The sequence below is a fragment of the Uliginosibacterium silvisoli genome (assembly GCF_036017035.1).
Classification (GTDB): domain Bacteria; phylum Pseudomonadota; class Gammaproteobacteria; order Burkholderiales; family Rhodocyclaceae; genus Viridibacterium; species Viridibacterium silvisoli.
Window position 1 is genome coordinate 196,978 of the sequence record NZ_JAYXHS010000005.1, and the last position, 15,052, is coordinate 212,029.

The window sequence follows — 15,052 nt, forward strand, 5'->3', positions numbered from 1 at the left end:
GAGAAGCCCCTCATGAACAACCCGCAAACCACACCCGCCCTGCTCCCCTGTGTCGAAGTCGAATGGGCCGAAACCTCGACCCACGCCGTCATCTGGATGCATGGTCTTGGTGCCGACGGGCATGACTTCGAACCCGTGGTGCGCGAGTTCGACAAACGCAAATTTCCAGCGGTTCGCTTCGTTTTCCCGCACGCACCGACACGCCCGGTCACCATCAACAATGGCTACGCCATGCCCGCCTGGTACGACCTCGTTTCGCTCGACTTCAACCAGCGCCGCGAAGACCCGGCTGGCGTCGCCGAATCAGCCAGGCAGATCGAAGCGCTGATCGCGCGCGAGAATGCCCGCGGCATTCCGGATGAAAAAATCGTGCTGGCAGGCTTCTCCCAGGGCGGCGCGATTGCCCTGTACACCGCCCTGCGCCATCGCAAGACGCTCGCCGGCATCCTGGCGCTATCGACCTACCTGCCACTCGCCGACACGCTTGCGGCAGAAGCCAGCGACGCCAACCGCGAGATCCCCATCTTCATGGCTCACGGCCACGACGACGGCGTCATCCCCTACGGCTTCGCCCAGCAGTCCGCGGAGTTCATGCAGGATCAAGGCTACGCGCTCGAATGGCACGACTACCCGATGGAACACACGCTGACGATGGACGAAATCCGCGACATCGAAACCTGGTTGGTGGGCGTGCTGGTCTAAGTACCTGTTCACGATCTCAACAGATCGCAAGCCTTGGTGTTGTAGGAGCGGGCCATGCCCGCGACACCACAGGCTTAACAAGAGTCATGGCTCCAATGAGCTCATAGGGCGCAGAGCAAGCTGCGCCGTTGGCACTCCGCCCCACTCAAAGCTACATCCGGTCCAGCGGGCTCGTCACACCCAGCCCGCCCCGGTTGAGGACATGGGTGTAGATCATCGTCGTGCTCACATCCTTGTGGCCCAGCAACTCCTGCACCGTGCGGATATCCTGCCCCGCCTCCAGCAGATGCGTGGCAAAGGAATGTCGCAGCGTATGCGGTGATACCGTCTTCACCAGCTTCGCTTGCGCAGCAGCCCGCTTCACCGCCCGCTGCACGCGTTGCTCATCCAGGTGATGACGACGCACAACGCCCGACCGTGGATCCGTTGAAAACGTAGCGGCCGCAAAAATGTACTGCCAACCAAAGAACGTATCCGCATTGGGATATTTCACCGCGAGCGCGTGCGGCAAGAACACCGAACCCTTGCCCTGTTCGAGATCAACCGAATGCTGATGTTCTCGCAATCGCACCTTTGCACGCAAAGGCTCCACCAGACTGTCGGGTAACATCGTCACCCTGTCCTTGTTTCCCTTGCCTTCGCGCACGACGATCTCGCGCCGCGAAAAATCCACATCCTTCACGCGCAGACGCACCCCCTCCATTACACGCATGCCCGTGCCATACAGCAGCCGAACCACAAGCGCCATCTCGGGCTCCGCCACAGCGCGGATCAAGTCCCCCACCTCCGCAGTGGTCAGCACAGTCGGCAGCCGCACAGGCCTCTTCGCTCGCGTCACCTCATCAAGCCAGGGCAGCTCCTGCTCGAGCACTTCCTGATACAGGAACAACACCGCTGACAAGGCCTGCGACTGCGTCGACGCAGCCACATTGCGATCCACCGCCAGTGACGTCAGAAACGCCTCGACCTCCGCCTTTCCCATCTCCCGCGGGTGACGCTTGCCATGAAACAGAATAAAACGCTTTATCCATCCCAGATAAGCCTGTTCGGTACGTATGCTGTAGTGCTTCAGTCGCAACCTGTCACGTACCTGATCCAGCAACCGAGGCCGCGGCAACTCCACATCCGTCTCCTCTTCGCCACGCGAAGAATGCGCAAGCAGATCAACCTTGGCAGTAAAAGTTTTATTTGTCATGATGATGCATATTAGCAATCAAAAGCCTCGCCATGCCAATCTATGGCAATGCACATAGCATTTGATAAATAAACCAATACGGCCTCATCTTGAGGTCTACTTCACGTTAGAGATCATGCGACACGCCGTTGGATTCTCAGACGAAGGGAAAGACCCACCGTGGCCTTTGGAGCGATCAAGTCTTCTCCGCTTCGACTCAAGCCCTCCGCACTGCGGCGGCTACTTCTGGGTTTTCGCGCCAACCTTCAACAGCTACGCTCTTCGTGACGCTGGTATGGACATCACCTCTATCAATGTAATGTTCATACTGAAGAAGGCAGATCTTGAAGAGTTACTCCCATCTCTTCTGGCCCTTCAAGAAGACCTAGAGAAGCGGCCGCGCTCTTGGCGCGAACACCTAGGCGAGGTTGTTCATCCTGGCATGCCGGCAGCGCCTCTAAATCCGTTGTTGTTTCGATCACGGGCGCTAAACATCCTTTCATTGCTGCGCAACTTAGTGGAGTCAGCGCTGTGCCAAAACAAATTGTTGGTTTATGGCAATGGCGTTTGTTATCGTCATCTGATTGGCGCAGTCTTGCCGGAAGGATACGAGGAGTACTCGTGATCTCTAACCCGGCGGTCAAGGCCGCTCCACTTCGTTGCGCTGGACTCAGCCTGCTGCGCAGTCTTCGCCCCTTACCTCTACGTTGGGCGTCATGAGAATTGCTGCGTACGGAACTGTCGGCTTAGTGAGTTTCGGCATTGACCGTAACGAACTAGAAAGAGTTCTTGGCTCGCCTGAGAGGGAGAACAAATCCCGTTTGTGGGCCAGTGAATTGCAATACCCAGCGGGAGTGTATCGATTCAACTCAGACGGAAAACTGAAAGAAGTCTCCGCTGATGCAGCCGAGTTGGAAATCGAAGGAGAACGTGTCTCTTTTGAAAGTCTGCGCCCCTTCCTTGAACAGCGTGACAAGGAGTGGTTCGAGCGCGTCGGGTTCTTGGTAAGCCCTAAATTTGGCATCGCATTTGATCCAAATTTTCCATCGTGGGTAACTGCGTTCTCACAGAGCGAGCTTCCCCTGTGGCGTTCAATCGGGGACGATACGTGACACTGACGCCCAACAATTCCGTCGAGAGGGACCGCCCACAAGCTGCGCTTGTGGGTCCCCTCCGCGGCTTCGCCGCTGCGGCGGCCCCTCACGTCAAACGTTAGGCGTCACACACGATGGCGATAGAGTCTCCTACGTTTTACTTTCGCAGCGACCTCTTCATGATTGATCCGAAAGAAGATGAAGAGACAAATCCGTTTTGCTATGGCAAGTCATTAGCTGAATGGCTTCGCTCAAAGTTTGAAGCACTGGGATATGAACCAGAGCCAGTGATTGCGGAAGATTGGGGCTGGTGTGTGATGCTGAAGCGCGAACCCTTTCTGTTGTGGGTCGGGTGCGGCAATGAGCGGTCAGAGTTTTATGACAAAATCACGCCAAAACAAAAAGAATCATTTGTTCCGGATGGGCGAGAAATTACTTGGTGTAGTTTTGTCGCGAGTGATACCCCGATTTGGACGGCAACCTTTTGGAAGAAACTCGTTGGTCGTGTCAGCACGCACGAGGAAGTAAGCGCCGTTTCTCGTCAACTTGAAGGCATTCTCAACAATGAGACACGTATTCATGTCACTGCTGAACCAGCCGCCTAACCTTACAGTCGAGCGGGACAGCCAACAAGCTGCGCTTGTTGGTTCCCTCCGCGCTACGCGCTCCGGCTGCCCCTTACTTCCACGTTGGGCGTCCTGATGGCTCTGAACGAGCAGCAAATTTTTTCGGACGACCGGAGTGCCTTTCACGATTCAGACCACGGCGTCTATCGTCATTGCACGTTCGAGTCATTCACTGCTGATGGGCCTCATATTGGCGCAGTATTCGTCGACTGCACATTCAAAGCAGTCGATATGTACTGGACAATGTTCAACTGTGCGGTTCTTGTTTCTTGCACATTCGAGGATTGCGTTTTTCGTGGTGCCACATTTGCGAGTTGCAAATTCGTTGATTGCACATTCGCTCGTTGCCGGTTCCTCGCAGACAACATGGGAGGCACCTGTACCTCCTCAGGTACGCATTGGTGTGGCTGCACTGCGACAGAGTGCGAAGGCTGGGAATCCCTATGCAACCAATGACGCCCAACAATTCCGTCGAGAGGGACCGCCCACAAGCTGCGCTTGTGGGTGCCCTGCGCAGCTTTGCCGCTACGGCGGCCCCTCACGTCAAACGTTAGGAAAGCATGCGCCATGCAATCGCATCCAGCATTGGGTTCTATCAGCGGAGCATTTCTCCATTGAAAGGCTTTTGCTGCGCGCACAACCACGTTCACAATCGCGGGTCATGCTCCCAGTTCGCCAAACGCGTTGTACTCAGGTTTGGCGTCATTCGTCTGATGCCGCTGATGAGGCTTCGGTTTTCGGCCTGCCACCAGGCATTTCTGACGCTCTCGGAGGTTGCACCGCAACCTGAGAAGAGCGATGAAGAGCTGGACAAGGATATCGATAACTGCGCGAAATATTGTGCTGCAGACGCTGCTATGAACATCGCATGCTGTTCACTGCTTTCATTTTTTCCATAGCAATTAAATTGCATGGATCGAAGTCAGGGACGATGGCCATGCTGACAGATGCGCCTAACCCAAGAATCGAGATGGACGGCCACAAGCCAGGCCCCATGAAACACCTCGACGCGAAAACTGTTGGATGGATCGATGCATCTGTGTCGGTGCTGTTCGCTGGCCTATTTGCGTGGGCTATCTACGCCGCAAACGAAGCGGCGGCTGACGCAGTGCGGCACTACGGCTACAACGTCGATTCCGGTGCGCTTGTTTATATTGGAGCTGTTATTTATCTGGCTCCGGTGGCTTGCGCATTTGCGCTGGCGTCCTTTTCCTGTTTTCTCCGCTGGCGAATCAAACGGTTCCTGCACTGGCTTGCTGTTCTAGGTGCTATTGCCCCTCCATTACTGAGTACGGCATATGTGCTTGCACACTAGAAGGCGGCCCATCATCAATTACATGAGCAGGTCCGCTACATCACTGCTCGCTGTAGCGTCCCGTTACGTCGCACGTTGACTCTCCTGACCCTCCTCAGTCACTTCCCGCACGAGAGCGCCTGCTGTCGCGTCGCGACGATGGCGCCGAGAATCAGCGTGAGCCCGGAAAACAACAGGCCCTTCTCGAGCCCCGCGCCGTCTGAGAGCCAACCGGTCACTACGGGGCCAATGATCTGGCCGAAGGCGAATATGGAGGTGAAGAGGGCGATACCTGCTGGCCATTGTGGCGCGGGCAGGTTGTGGCGCACGAGGGCGGTTGTCGATGCGACCGCGGAGACGAAGCATGCGCCGAACAGGATGCCGGAGCACAGGGCCATCAGGATGGACGAGGATATCAGCGGCAGCAAGGCGGCTATGCCTGCCAGCAGGTTCAGTATGGCCATCGGTTTGCCGTCGTGATGACGATCGAGCAGGCGCGCCCACAGGCGGGATGAGAAACAGATCGCCAGGCCGAGCAGACTGAAGAAGAGCGTGAGTTGGATCTGGGTGGCACCCTGCCCTTTGAGCAGGGCGACATTGAAGGTCATGTAACCGATGTAGCCGACGCCAAAACAGAAGTAGCCGAGCAAGGCAGCAAGCAGTGGTGACGCCAGGGTGCGCATGGGGGTGCGCGCGGCGGCCGAGGCTTGCAGATGCGCCGCTTCGATCCACGCACTCGGCTGCCAGATCAGGCAAGTAGCCAGCCCGCCAAGCGCCGTAAGCCCCCACCAGGCGCTTTGCCAGCCATGACTGCCGTTTGCCAGCAAGACTGGCACGAGTAGCGCGGACAACACCACGCCGACACCGATGCCACTGTAATAGATACCCAGCAGCAGGCCCGCGCGTTGCGGGTGCGCGCTGGCGAGTTGCGCGGCGAGCACGCCGCCTATGCTGAAGACCATGGCACCGCTCAGGCCGGCGGCAAAGCGCAACAGCATGAGCGCGGTATAGCTACGCGTCATGGCGCACGCGGCGAGACTGATGAGAGTCAGCACACATCCACCAAGCAGTACGCGGCGCGCGCCAAAGCGACGCGCCCACGCCACGCTGGCCAGCGCCCCCGCGAGATAGCCCGCCGCGTTGGATGTATTGAGGGAGCCTGCGGCCGCGAAACTCAAGCCCAGATCGTCACGCATGGCGGGCAGCAACAAGGCGTAGGCAAAGCGTGCAAGCCCCAGCGCCAGCGCGGGGCCGAGGGAAAGTGCAAGAACGGTCCAGAGCGGATTTCGAGAGGTCTGTTTCATCGTCGATGGCTTCCTGCTCATGCGTGTCTGCGCGCCCGCATTGTTCCACAGCAGACGCGCAATCGCCGTTGCGCCCCCCTCACCCGCAATCGGGAATGGAAACGAAAACGCCCGGCAGTGCTGCGCGCCGGGCGTTGTGTTACTGCTGTTCTGTCATCTCACCAGTAAAGCAGCCCAGCCAGTCAATTAAAGCTCACCGAGTAGCTATTGACGATGAAGTTCATGCCGCCCGGCGAAGACGTGATCTCGAAGCCGTACTGGAAGTTGCCCATGGTCACGTCTCCCATCCAGCCCTTGTTCTTGATCCAGTCGAGAATGGCTTTGGCATCGACCGTGGCGGAGTTGGTGTTCGATGTGCGCAGAAACGAGAACACCGCATTGCTGCCATTGCTGCCCTTGAACACGTTCCAGGTCGAGCCGCCGACAGACACGTTGGTGTACTCCGGCACGGCCTTGCCCGAAGCGTCGTATTTCGCCGCGATGGGTTTGACGTTGCCACTGCCATCGGGCTTGCCGGTGTAGTTCATCCACAACATGATTTCGTATTTGTTGTCGACGTCCCATATGTCATAGGTCGACTCCCATGCTGCCGTGCCGCTCGGCGTGCTGACATTGAAGCTGCTGCTCAACGAGTTGAGCGCGCTGATCTTCTTGCCGATGTAGCGCGTCACATTCGGGTATGACTTGATGCCGCCCGTGGCGGGCTGATTCGACCACACCGTCCACTTGCTGTACGAGTTGGCCGAGATGGTTTGCGGACCATACCCTGCGCCCCAGACATTGTTGTAAAGCGTATAGCCGCCGTTGCTCCAGGTGCCCCAACGGTCGCTGGAAGTCCAGGCTGCCGAAGCCGAAGAAGAGGAAGCCTTGGAGCTCGAGCTGGAGGACTTCGACGAGGACACGCTGCTGGACGAAGCCTTTGAAGATGCAACGCTCGACGATGAAGTCGATGTGGTGGCGCCATATGAACACCAGGCCGACGCCGCAAAGCTGTTTGAAGGGAAATTCGAACTCGCGCAGGCGACGCTGTTCGTGAAGGTGCCATAGACGAAGCTGCCGGCTTTACCGAGGGCGACCGAGCGGGTGCCACTGAAGGAACAGGTTGCACCGGTGTTCTGTGCGCACTTCGTGTAACCCGACGGATAGTCGGTGGCCGCATGCACGGCACCGAAAGACAAGCAGGCGACAACGCCCGCAACAAACTTGCGAATCATGACAATCTCCTTTGGTCTGGGTTTTGTTGCTGCCCCGTGATTCCTTGCTCTGGCCATCAGGCCAATGCGCGAATCACGGTCACGCCATCTCCGGGCGTGCTGCAATCTGGTCTCTCGGGACACCCAAGTCAACCAAAACTCGGACGCCGGTATTACTCAACATGCTTGCTGCCGCGCGCAGCAACTCATTGACACAAACGGTGATTTTGACAAACAAAGAGGATTCGTCCGGCCACGGCTTGCGGACGCCTCGCAAGCGGCCTCTTCACAGGAGCATGGTTCGTTTGAAGCACGGAAGAAATCATCGAAAACCGGCGCCCAGCCTGAGAATTTACTTCCACCTGCCAAATTAGTCCGTCCGTCTGGTCTACCCTAATTGACCCTTCAAGTCCGGATGAAAATCACCGTAAGAGATGACAGAGGCAGATGCTTTGGCCGCAGAGCCACAGCCAAAATCATCAAATTCGACAATTACCACCAAAGTAGTAGAAAATCTTTGCGCAAACGCGACAACGGTCACGACATGCTTATCGGCAAGCGCGTACCGTACGGCGGAACAAAAACAAGTTCAGTCAAGTCACCGTTTATATATACGAAGCGTCAAAAAAATAGAGTGGAGCTTTCATGAAGAAAATGCTGATCGTAGTTGTGGCGCTGGCCCTCGTTGGCGGCGGCGCAGCAGCGCTACTACCTGTCACCACTTGGGGAAGTGCTGCACCAAAGGAAGCCAAGCTGCCCAAAGATTTCGGCGCCTATGTGCTCAATGTATCTGACGGCCGGACCATGGCCATCAGCGTCTCGAACGAACTGTATAGCCTTCGCGTAAAGGGCATTACGCTGCCGACCTCGGCAGAAGCCGCGCATGAAGCAGATCTGGCTTTGCGTACCCTGGTTTTTGGTCGCAACATCTTGGTCGAAAACGCAACGAAAGCCGCCGACGGCGTCTATGAAGGCGACGTTCGCGTCGGCCCTGACCACGTTGCGGAAGCGCAGGTCTCTGCAGGTCTGGCTTCAGTCTCCGGTGGCAGCACTGAACTCGCTGCATTGCAGGAAACGGCCAAGAGCAACAAGGTCGGTATGTGGGCCCCGGCCGAGCCGGTGCCAGACACGTCCACCCAAAGCTCTGCCGCAGAACCGCAACCTGCCGCCAAGACGCTTTAAGCACGCAACTCAAACGACAACGCCTCGCTTCCTGCCCAGGAAGTGAGGCGTTGTCGTTTCTGGAGATGCCGCAACTACCGCCGGCACACCCGTTGTTGTTATTCCTCCAGCAGCGCGCGCTTCAGTTCCGCGGGGATGTTGGAAAGGATCACCGTATCCGAGCGGCGGTCATAAACGACCGCGCCTGAGCGCAGGCTCGCCCGATCGAATTCCAGCTTCCACTGCGGCGCATTCGCCTTGAAGCGCACCAAGGGGCGAATCGCCCGTCGATCCGGCACGAAGCCGCTGGCCAGATCGACCGACTCTTCATTCAATGCATCATTGAGACGCTGCGGCGCGTCCGGCCACACCTTCTCCGCGACCTCGCCCAGACTGAGCGGTGTGCTGCTTTCGCCCAGCTCGTCGAGATATCCGTGAGCACGCTGCATCAACTCGTCGCGCGCGCCCTGCTCCAGCCCTTGCGTGTCCGCGAAGTGATTCAAGGTCTTGACGAGTTTCTGCGTCTCCTTGAGCGCGATCACGACGTCGTTACAGCCGAGAAAGAGCTTGAAGTACTGGGCGACTTCGGCGCGCCCTTTGAGAAAGCTGATGTAACGCTCAGCGCCAGCCTGCCAGGCCTGCAGATCGATACGCCCGGCCACCCGCAGATTGGCGAAGTCCAGATGCGGGCTGTCAATGATCTCCAGGCTATCCGTAATCGCCGTGCCCATGGCTTCGGTAATCATCGCCACCAATAGCTGATCGGAGAGGCTGTTACGCGACCGCGCGATCAGCACGTAGCCACCACTGGCCAGTTGCTCGGCATCCACCCGGTCGCGCAGGTGTTCCATCATCTGCCGCGCCAGGGTTGCGAAATCCATGCGCCCCTCCAGCACGTGTTCGCGAATCAATCGCGGCATCGGAAAGTTGGTCTCGTCTTCCTCGAACTTGCCGTAACCCTTGCCGAGCTTGTCGGCGTAGTGCTGGCTGATGTCGTCGATCAGGCGCTGTGCAGAGGCCGTGATCGGGCTGGTGCCGGCGCGCAGGGCAATGCTGGCCGGGCCGTGCTGATCCTTGATGAGCTTGTGAACGACGAGATCGTTGATGCTTTGTTCGCTGAGTGTAGACGAGACCATGCGGGAACGTGCGGAAGGAAAGGAGTCGGAAAGAACGCGGAAAAAACGGCGGGGCCAAAAAACCCGAGGCGCGATTCTCTCACGGCATGGCGCGCGAAACCTGGCCAGGACGAAGCCGACTGAGAACGCGTGCGACGACCGCTTGGCCATGCCAATGCTATGCGGTACTTTGAGCGGCCCGCCAGACCCGTGCGCGAGCGGGAAAGCGGCTATCGAAGCCATTCATCAGGCCAGCGTGGAAGGTTTGAACGCGCCGCACCGCAATGACCGGGCGGCCCGTGAGATCGAGATGGATTTCAAGATCGACGTTTGAAAGGAGTCGCGCGCATGTTCATCAACGCCTTTTTCGCCTTCCTGCACTTTGTCGCAGCCTTCGGCGTGGTCGCCACTGTCGTCACCGAATGGCTGACACTCAGCCGCACACCAACCCTTGCCGAGGCTTTGCGCCTGCAACGTGTCGATGCCTGCTACGGGCTCTTCGCGATGCTGGTGCTGGTAGTGGGCTTCCTGCGGGTCTTCTATTTCGAGAAGGGCAGCGCCTGGTATTTGTCGAACCAAGTCTTCTGGACAAAGCTCGCGCTGTTCGCAGTCGTGGGGCTATTGTCGATCTACCCGACGGTGCTGTTCCTCGCCTGGCGCAAGGAGACGAGCCAGGGCAAGGCGCCCGTGCTGACGGAGAAGCAGTTCCTGAGACTGCGTTTGCTGCTGAGGGCGGAGGTCGGCCTGCTGCTCCTCGTCGTGTTCAGCGCCTCGATGATGGCCAAGGGCATCGGCCACTGAAGCAGCCTCAATTCACGCGCTTCTGCGTGAATTCCTCGTCGATGACGTCCTTGTAGTAACTCATCGGCGAGCTGCTCGACAGGAAGCGCCGCGCGATTTCGTCGCCCACGCCGCTGTATTGCATCACCGAGCCGCCATCGAACTCGATCTCGAGAATGCGCGCATTGCGGTCGTAACCTGCGGACTTGATACCTCCGCGGCGAATGGGTTTACGCTCGATTGCCATAGCCTGACTCTCCTCGTGTTGCTGGGCCTGCTCTCAGGCCTGTTCCGATCAGGCCGGCAGCAGATGACTGGCCCATAGATGCGCCGCTGCAAGCGAGCGCCACGGGCTGTATTGCGCCAGCACGCGCTGCGCTTCGGCCTGATCCAGCTTGTGCGCATGCCCCGTGATTCTAACGATAGCCGCTCGCACCGCTGCGTCGCCATGCAGAGAGCAATCCACGGCTCCCAAACCACGCATCAACACGTAGTTGGCCGTCCAGGGGCCGATGCCCTTGATAGCCGTCAGCACCTCAAACACCACTTCGGGTTCCGCCATGGCCAGCGAGGGCAGATCGAGCTTGCCATCTTCAACAAGTCTGGCAACGCGGATCAGCGCCTCGCTCTTGGCACGCGAGAACTGTAGCTGCCCCAGCGCGTCGGCGCTCATGCGTGCAACCTCGCTTGCGCCGGGGTAGCAGGCGAGTCCGCTGCTATGGCGCGCGCCACCTGACTCGATGAGCCGGCGCCTGAGCGTAATGGCGAAACCGAGTCCGATCTGCTGACCGATGATCGCCCAGGTCAAGGCCTCGAATGCCGTGGCCGTCTGCGGAATACGCAAGCCACGCTGCCGGCGGACGACTGCGCCCAACAATGCATCGTCGGCAACGCTCTCCTCGAACGGTTCGGGCTGAAGATGCAGGCCCAGCATGTGTCGCACGATTGCATCCGCTTGCACGGCGCTCGTATCGTCGTCGCCAGCGCCATCGATATCGAGTGCATGACGTGCTTCATGCTCAGTCAGGGCGATCGTCAGCATGGCCGGCTTGCCATCGAACATGAGCCCCTTCCGCAAAACGCCCTCGCCAAGGCGTTCAGCCAATTGCGAGGGGTCACGCCCGTGAAAAGCCAGGACTTCATCGGCACGATAGTTCGCGGGCAAGGGAATGGAGTGAGGCAACTTTGTCCTTTGACTATTTTGGGCAGCCCGGGCCCACGACGGGGCCGAAGGCAGCACCGCAGGATAACGGCAAAGCGCGGCGACTCGCGCGAGTGAGCTTCCGCAAAAGCGCCGTTCATCCCTCGTCAAACACCTCTCGCTCCGATCCGCCGGGCTTGTCGCGCAGTAGCGACAGCGCCGCAAACACAAGCAGCCATGGGGTTTCGCGCAATTTCGTCAGATCGCTCGCCCACCCTGTCGCTGACCAGCGACATAAGTGCTTCTCCGAATGCCTCAAAACAACAATAACCTGTTGATTTTTATTAAAATAATGCAATCGGCACGGGATGTGCTATGGCTCAGCAACATCCTTTCGTACGGCAAATATCGTGGCCTACCATTTCTCGACATCCCTGCCCCGCCTCCCGACGCACTCCGTCCTCCTCCCCCGCTCACGGCTGTCGGCTTGCGGCACGAGCCCGGGGCAAATCGTCGAACGACCGGGGCTGCTGGAATTCCTGCGTGAGCTGGCCTTCGAGAAAAGCCTGCCCATCGATGCGCGCTTCCACGGCCCGGCACTGCGTGTCGGCTTGGCTGCAACGCCCTGGCAATTGCAGCAATCGCTGGATCTGCTGATGCGACTCGATGTACCAAACCCGCTGAATGCACCAGCCCGGGCCGACACCACGGATGCCAATCTGGACCGCGTCGTCGCACTGGCCATGAACATGTCCCTCAACACGCCCTACACCGGCGCGCTGGCCACCATCTGGCTACGCCGCGATGGCGCCAGCGGCCTGCCGCAAGACGCCGTGCCAAGTGCACAACACGCCCTGGCGCAGATGCGTGAAGCCGGCAAGCGCCTCGTCGCCGTCGAAGCCATCGCTTTCGACCCGCAGGCGCCGCTGAAGATCGTGCTGGAACCGATGATGCATGCCCTGCGCAGCATCGTCGTCGACCTGTGGGACGCAACCGACATCATCACCACCTGCCCTGCGTCGCAAGTGGGTTATTACTGCAGCAAGCTGGGTTTCTCACGTCTTACCAAGCCGCGCCTCGACACGCTGCAGACAGCGCGCACAGCCCCCGTGATGCTGCACATGCCTACCCAGCGCATGGCCAGCATCATCGCCAAGAGTGCTGCTCCACGCGCCGAGGCCCTCAGCGCTTGAGCGGTCGCATCCGCCAGAAATGGCGCCTGCGATGTTGAGCAACATTGCGGCACGGGTATTGCCCGTGCGGTTTCAGAGTCGCTCGCCGAGCGCCGCCAACAGCGCCGCCCATCCAACCCGCTTCATCAGCGGGCGGTGGCGCTGGCATTATCCCGTCATGCACGTTCGTTACCCCGGCTCCTTTCTCAAGCTGCTGCTGATCGGCTTCGGCCTGGTCGCCCTGCCCCTGCTCGTCGCGCTGGGCGATGCCTACATCTCGCTCGAGAAGCTCATGCAACGCAGCGAGCGCTCGATCACGCACGCAGTGCAGATCACGCGCGACAGCCGTGCGCTGGGCGAGCAGATCACCGCGCTGGAACGCCTCGCCCGGCAACAACTGGTACTGGGCGAACAAGGCGTGCTGGATGCCTATGCCGCACGGCGCGCGCAGTTCCTGGAAGGCCTCGCCCATCTGAAAGACGTGGCCGAAGATGACGTGGCCAGCGCACAGCTCGCTGGCCTCACTGCGCGTGAAGCCTCGGTCTGGCGGGCACTCCAGCGCCAGGACCTGAGCCCGAAAGAAGCGCGCAGCATCGTTGGCGAGTTCTCCGGCATGCGTGACGCGGCTACCGAAGTCCTGCACCGTGCCGACATGCGCATCGAAGGCGACATTGCCGAGCTGCGCGAGAAGACCGAGCACGCACGCCACCAACTGCTGTTCCGCCTGCTGGCCCTGATACCCGTCGGCATCTTGTTGATCGCGGGCGTCATCTTCCTGATCCGACGTCCGATCCGTCACCTCGGTGAAGGGATACGTGGCCTCGGTGACGGCCAACTCGACAAGAAGATCGTTGTGCGTGGCCCGCGCGACCTCGAAGAATTGGGTCGGGAACTCGACTGGTTGCGCCTGCGTCTCAACGAGGTCGATGAGCAGAAGATGCGCTTCCTGCGGCACGTCTCGCACGAACTCAAGACGCCACTGACCGCCGTGCATGAGGGCACGCAGCTGTTGTCAGACCAGGTCTCGGGCGAGCTCAATGCCGAGCAGCGCGAGATCGTCGGCATCCTGCGCAGCAATTCAGCGAGACTGCGCCAACTCATCGAAAACCTGCTTGACTACAGTGGTATCCGCTTCCGCCCGACAGTACTGACGCGTGAGCCGGTTGCGCTGGCCGATCTGTTCGCCCAGATCGGCGAGGATCAGAAGCTCGCACTGGCCGCTCGCAAGCTGACCCTGCAAGCGTTCGATCACGGACTGAGTGTTGACGTCGATCGCGAGAAACTGCGCGTCGTGCTCGACAACCTCGTCTCCAACGCCGCGAAGTACGCGCCGGAGGAAAGCGTGATCGACCTGCTGGCGCAACGCCAGGCCGGCCAGACCTTGATCGAGGTGGCCGACCAGGGCCCGGGCGTACCGATGGAGAATGTCGAAAGACTGTTCGAACCCTTCGTACAGGGGCCGCCCCCACGCGATGCGGCATCGATCAAGGGAACCGGCCTGGGCCTTTCCATCGTGCGCGAGCTGGTCAGCGCACACGGCGGCAATGTGGAGCTGCTGTCGAATCAACCGCATGGCATGCGCGTACGAGTGAGCTTGCCGAACACAGCAATCACGGCCAACTGATTTCCGGCCGATACAAAATGAGGATTGCATGAAGCAGAGAATATTCCGGACAAGGGGTGCCGGCTTGCGTTCAGCAGCGCTGGCGGCCGCCCTGCCCGCCTTGCTGACGTCGGGTTGTGCAGAAATGAAATCCATCACCCTGGGTGCGAGCCAGAGCCCGGTGATCGAAGAGAGCCCGCGCGTCGACGCCCCTCAGGCACAAAGCCTGCTGAACTACGCCGGCAGCCTGCGTAGCCGCAGCAACAACGAATTGAATGCCGAGCTTGAACTGCTCAACCGCACGTACGCCCAGCACCGCACAGAAGACAATCGTTTGCGCCTGGCGATCTTCCATGCGATCACACCCGGCGGCGACCGTGCGCGCGCGCTCAGCTTGCTCGATCTGCCGCCTGGTGAGAACGCCGGCCGTGGCCGCAATCACCCGATCGCGGTACTGCTGATTCCGCTCCTGCAGGACGGCCGGCGCAGCGAAGACAACCTGCTTGCCACACAACAACGCCTGCGCGACGAACAGAAGCGCAGCGAAGCCTTGCAACAGAAGCTCGACGCGATTCGCGAGATCGAGAAGAAGATGATTGAACGCACACCGGCTAAAACCCCCTGATTCCGATGCCAGTTCAAAAGAACATCGAGCGGGGGAGGATCAGACGACGAGACAGTGCGTCAGCACGG

General features: G+C 59.4%; 18 protein-coding genes. 12 read left to right on the forward strand and 6 right to left on the reverse strand.

The features are described 5' to 3' along the window. The first annotated feature begins 12 nt into the window (after positions 1–12). Positions 13–702 (forward strand): alpha/beta hydrolase, encoded by a 690-nt coding sequence (locus tag VVD49_RS21440; RefSeq protein ID WP_327601283.1) that lies wholly within the window; start codon positions 13–15, stop codon positions 700–702. 151 nt (positions 703–853) lie between these two features. Here the strand turns inward: VVD49_RS21440 and VVD49_RS21445 are convergent, their stop codons facing one another. After that, positions 854–1,915, reverse strand: coding sequence for an integron integrase (locus VVD49_RS21445; protein WP_327601284.1), 1,062 nt, complete (start codon positions 1,913–1,915; stop codon positions 854–856). Positions 1,916–2,171: 256 nt separating this feature from the next. Here VVD49_RS21445 and VVD49_RS21450 point away from each other — a divergent pair, with 256 nt between their 5' ends. From VVD49_RS21450 to VVD49_RS21465, 6 genes are all read left to right on the forward strand, one after another. After that, complete coding sequence (locus tag VVD49_RS21450) at positions 2,172–2,501, forward strand: hypothetical protein (RefSeq protein WP_327601285.1); 330 nt, start codon at positions 2,172–2,174, stop codon at positions 2,499–2,501. Positions 2,502–2,625: 124 nt separating this feature from the next. Next, positions 2,626–2,988 carry a hypothetical protein gene (locus VVD49_RS21455; protein ID WP_327601286.1) on the forward strand — a complete coding sequence of 121 codons (363 nt, stop codon included), beginning with the start codon at positions 2,626–2,628 and terminating at the stop codon, positions 2,986–2,988. 161 nt (positions 2,989–3,149) lie between these two features. Then, positions 3,150–3,575: a hypothetical protein gene (locus VVD49_RS21460; RefSeq protein ID WP_327601287.1), complete on the forward strand. Its 426-nt coding sequence runs from the start codon at positions 3,150–3,152 to the stop codon at positions 3,573–3,575. A 264-nt stretch (positions 3,576–3,839) separates the two neighbouring features. After that, a complete protein-coding gene (locus tag VVD49_RS21845) occupies positions 3,840–4,052 on the forward strand; it encodes a pentapeptide repeat-containing protein (protein ID WP_416384926.1) in 213 nt (70 codons plus the stop codon). A gap of 104 nt (positions 4,053–4,156) precedes the next feature. Next, the gene (gene yidD / locus VVD49_RS21850) at positions 4,157–4,495 is read left to right on the forward strand and encodes a membrane protein insertion efficiency factor YidD (RefSeq protein WP_416384924.1); all 339 of its coding nucleotides are present in this window, start codon (positions 4,157–4,159) and stop codon (positions 4,493–4,495) included. Then, a complete protein-coding gene (locus VVD49_RS21465) occupies positions 4,465–4,911 on the forward strand; it encodes a hypothetical protein (protein ID WP_327601288.1) in 447 nt (148 codons plus the stop codon). Before yidD ends, VVD49_RS21465 begins: the two co-directional genes overlap by 31 nt. Before the next feature lie 98 nt (positions 4,912–5,009). Here VVD49_RS21465 and VVD49_RS21470 read toward each other — a convergent pair whose 3' ends face one another. Together VVD49_RS21470 and VVD49_RS21475 are read right to left on the reverse strand one after the other, a co-directional pair. Beyond that, positions 5,010–6,194 carry a YbfB/YjiJ family MFS transporter gene (locus VVD49_RS21470; protein ID WP_327601289.1) on the reverse strand — a complete coding sequence of 395 codons (1,185 nt, stop codon included), beginning with the start codon at positions 6,192–6,194 and terminating at the stop codon, positions 5,010–5,012. 182 nt (positions 6,195–6,376) lie between these two features. After that, entirely contained in the window at positions 6,377–7,408 is a 1,032-nt protein-coding gene (locus VVD49_RS21475; protein WP_327601290.1) for a GH12 family glycosyl hydrolase domain-containing protein, read from the reverse strand. Between the two features lie 624 nt (positions 7,409–8,032). Here VVD49_RS21475 and VVD49_RS21480 point away from each other — a divergent pair. Continuing rightward, positions 8,033–8,569, forward strand: a complete 537-nt coding sequence (locus VVD49_RS21480; protein ID WP_327601291.1) for a thermonuclease family protein — start codon at positions 8,033–8,035, stop codon at positions 8,567–8,569. Positions 8,570–8,667: 98 nt separating this feature from the next. On the opposite strand, the gene VVD49_RS21485 is transcribed toward VVD49_RS21480, so the two are convergent. Next, positions 8,668–9,684: a nucleoid-associated protein gene (locus tag VVD49_RS21485; RefSeq protein WP_327601292.1), complete on the reverse strand. Its 1,017-nt coding sequence runs from the start codon at positions 9,682–9,684 to the stop codon at positions 8,668–8,670. A gap of 327 nt (positions 9,685–10,011) precedes the next feature. Between VVD49_RS21485 and VVD49_RS21490 the strand changes: the two genes are divergently transcribed. Beyond that, on the forward strand, positions 10,012–10,464 hold the full coding sequence (locus tag VVD49_RS21490) for a DUF2214 family protein (RefSeq protein WP_327601293.1): 453 nt from the start codon (positions 10,012–10,014) through the stop codon (positions 10,462–10,464). A gap of 7 nt (positions 10,465–10,471) precedes the next feature. On the opposite strand, the gene VVD49_RS21495 is transcribed toward VVD49_RS21490, so the two are convergent. Continuing rightward, positions 10,472–10,690: a KTSC domain-containing protein gene (locus VVD49_RS21495; protein WP_327601294.1), complete on the reverse strand. Its 219-nt coding sequence runs from the start codon at positions 10,688–10,690 to the stop codon at positions 10,472–10,474. Positions 10,691–10,738: 48 nt separating this feature from the next. Further along, on the reverse strand, positions 10,739–11,626 hold the full coding sequence (locus VVD49_RS21500) for a DNA-3-methyladenine glycosylase 2 (protein WP_327601295.1): 888 nt from the start codon (positions 11,624–11,626) through the stop codon (positions 10,739–10,741). Positions 11,627–11,994: 368 nt separating this feature from the next. Between VVD49_RS21500 and VVD49_RS21505 the strand changes: the two genes are divergently transcribed. From VVD49_RS21505 to VVD49_RS21515, 3 genes are all read left to right on the forward strand, one after another. Further along, on the forward strand, positions 11,995–12,777 hold the full coding sequence (locus VVD49_RS21505) for an N-acyl amino acid synthase FeeM domain-containing protein (RefSeq protein WP_327601296.1): 783 nt from the start codon (positions 11,995–11,997) through the stop codon (positions 12,775–12,777). A gap of 157 nt (positions 12,778–12,934) precedes the next feature. Then, positions 12,935–14,380 carry a HAMP domain-containing sensor histidine kinase gene (locus tag VVD49_RS21510; RefSeq protein ID WP_327601297.1) on the forward strand — a complete coding sequence of 482 codons (1,446 nt, stop codon included), beginning with the start codon at positions 12,935–12,937 and terminating at the stop codon, positions 14,378–14,380. A gap of 28 nt (positions 14,381–14,408) precedes the next feature. Beyond that, a complete protein-coding gene (locus tag VVD49_RS21515; RefSeq protein ID WP_327601298.1) occupies positions 14,409–14,984 on the forward strand; it encodes a hypothetical protein in 576 nt (191 codons plus the stop codon). Positions 14,985–15,052 lie beyond the last annotated feature (68 nt).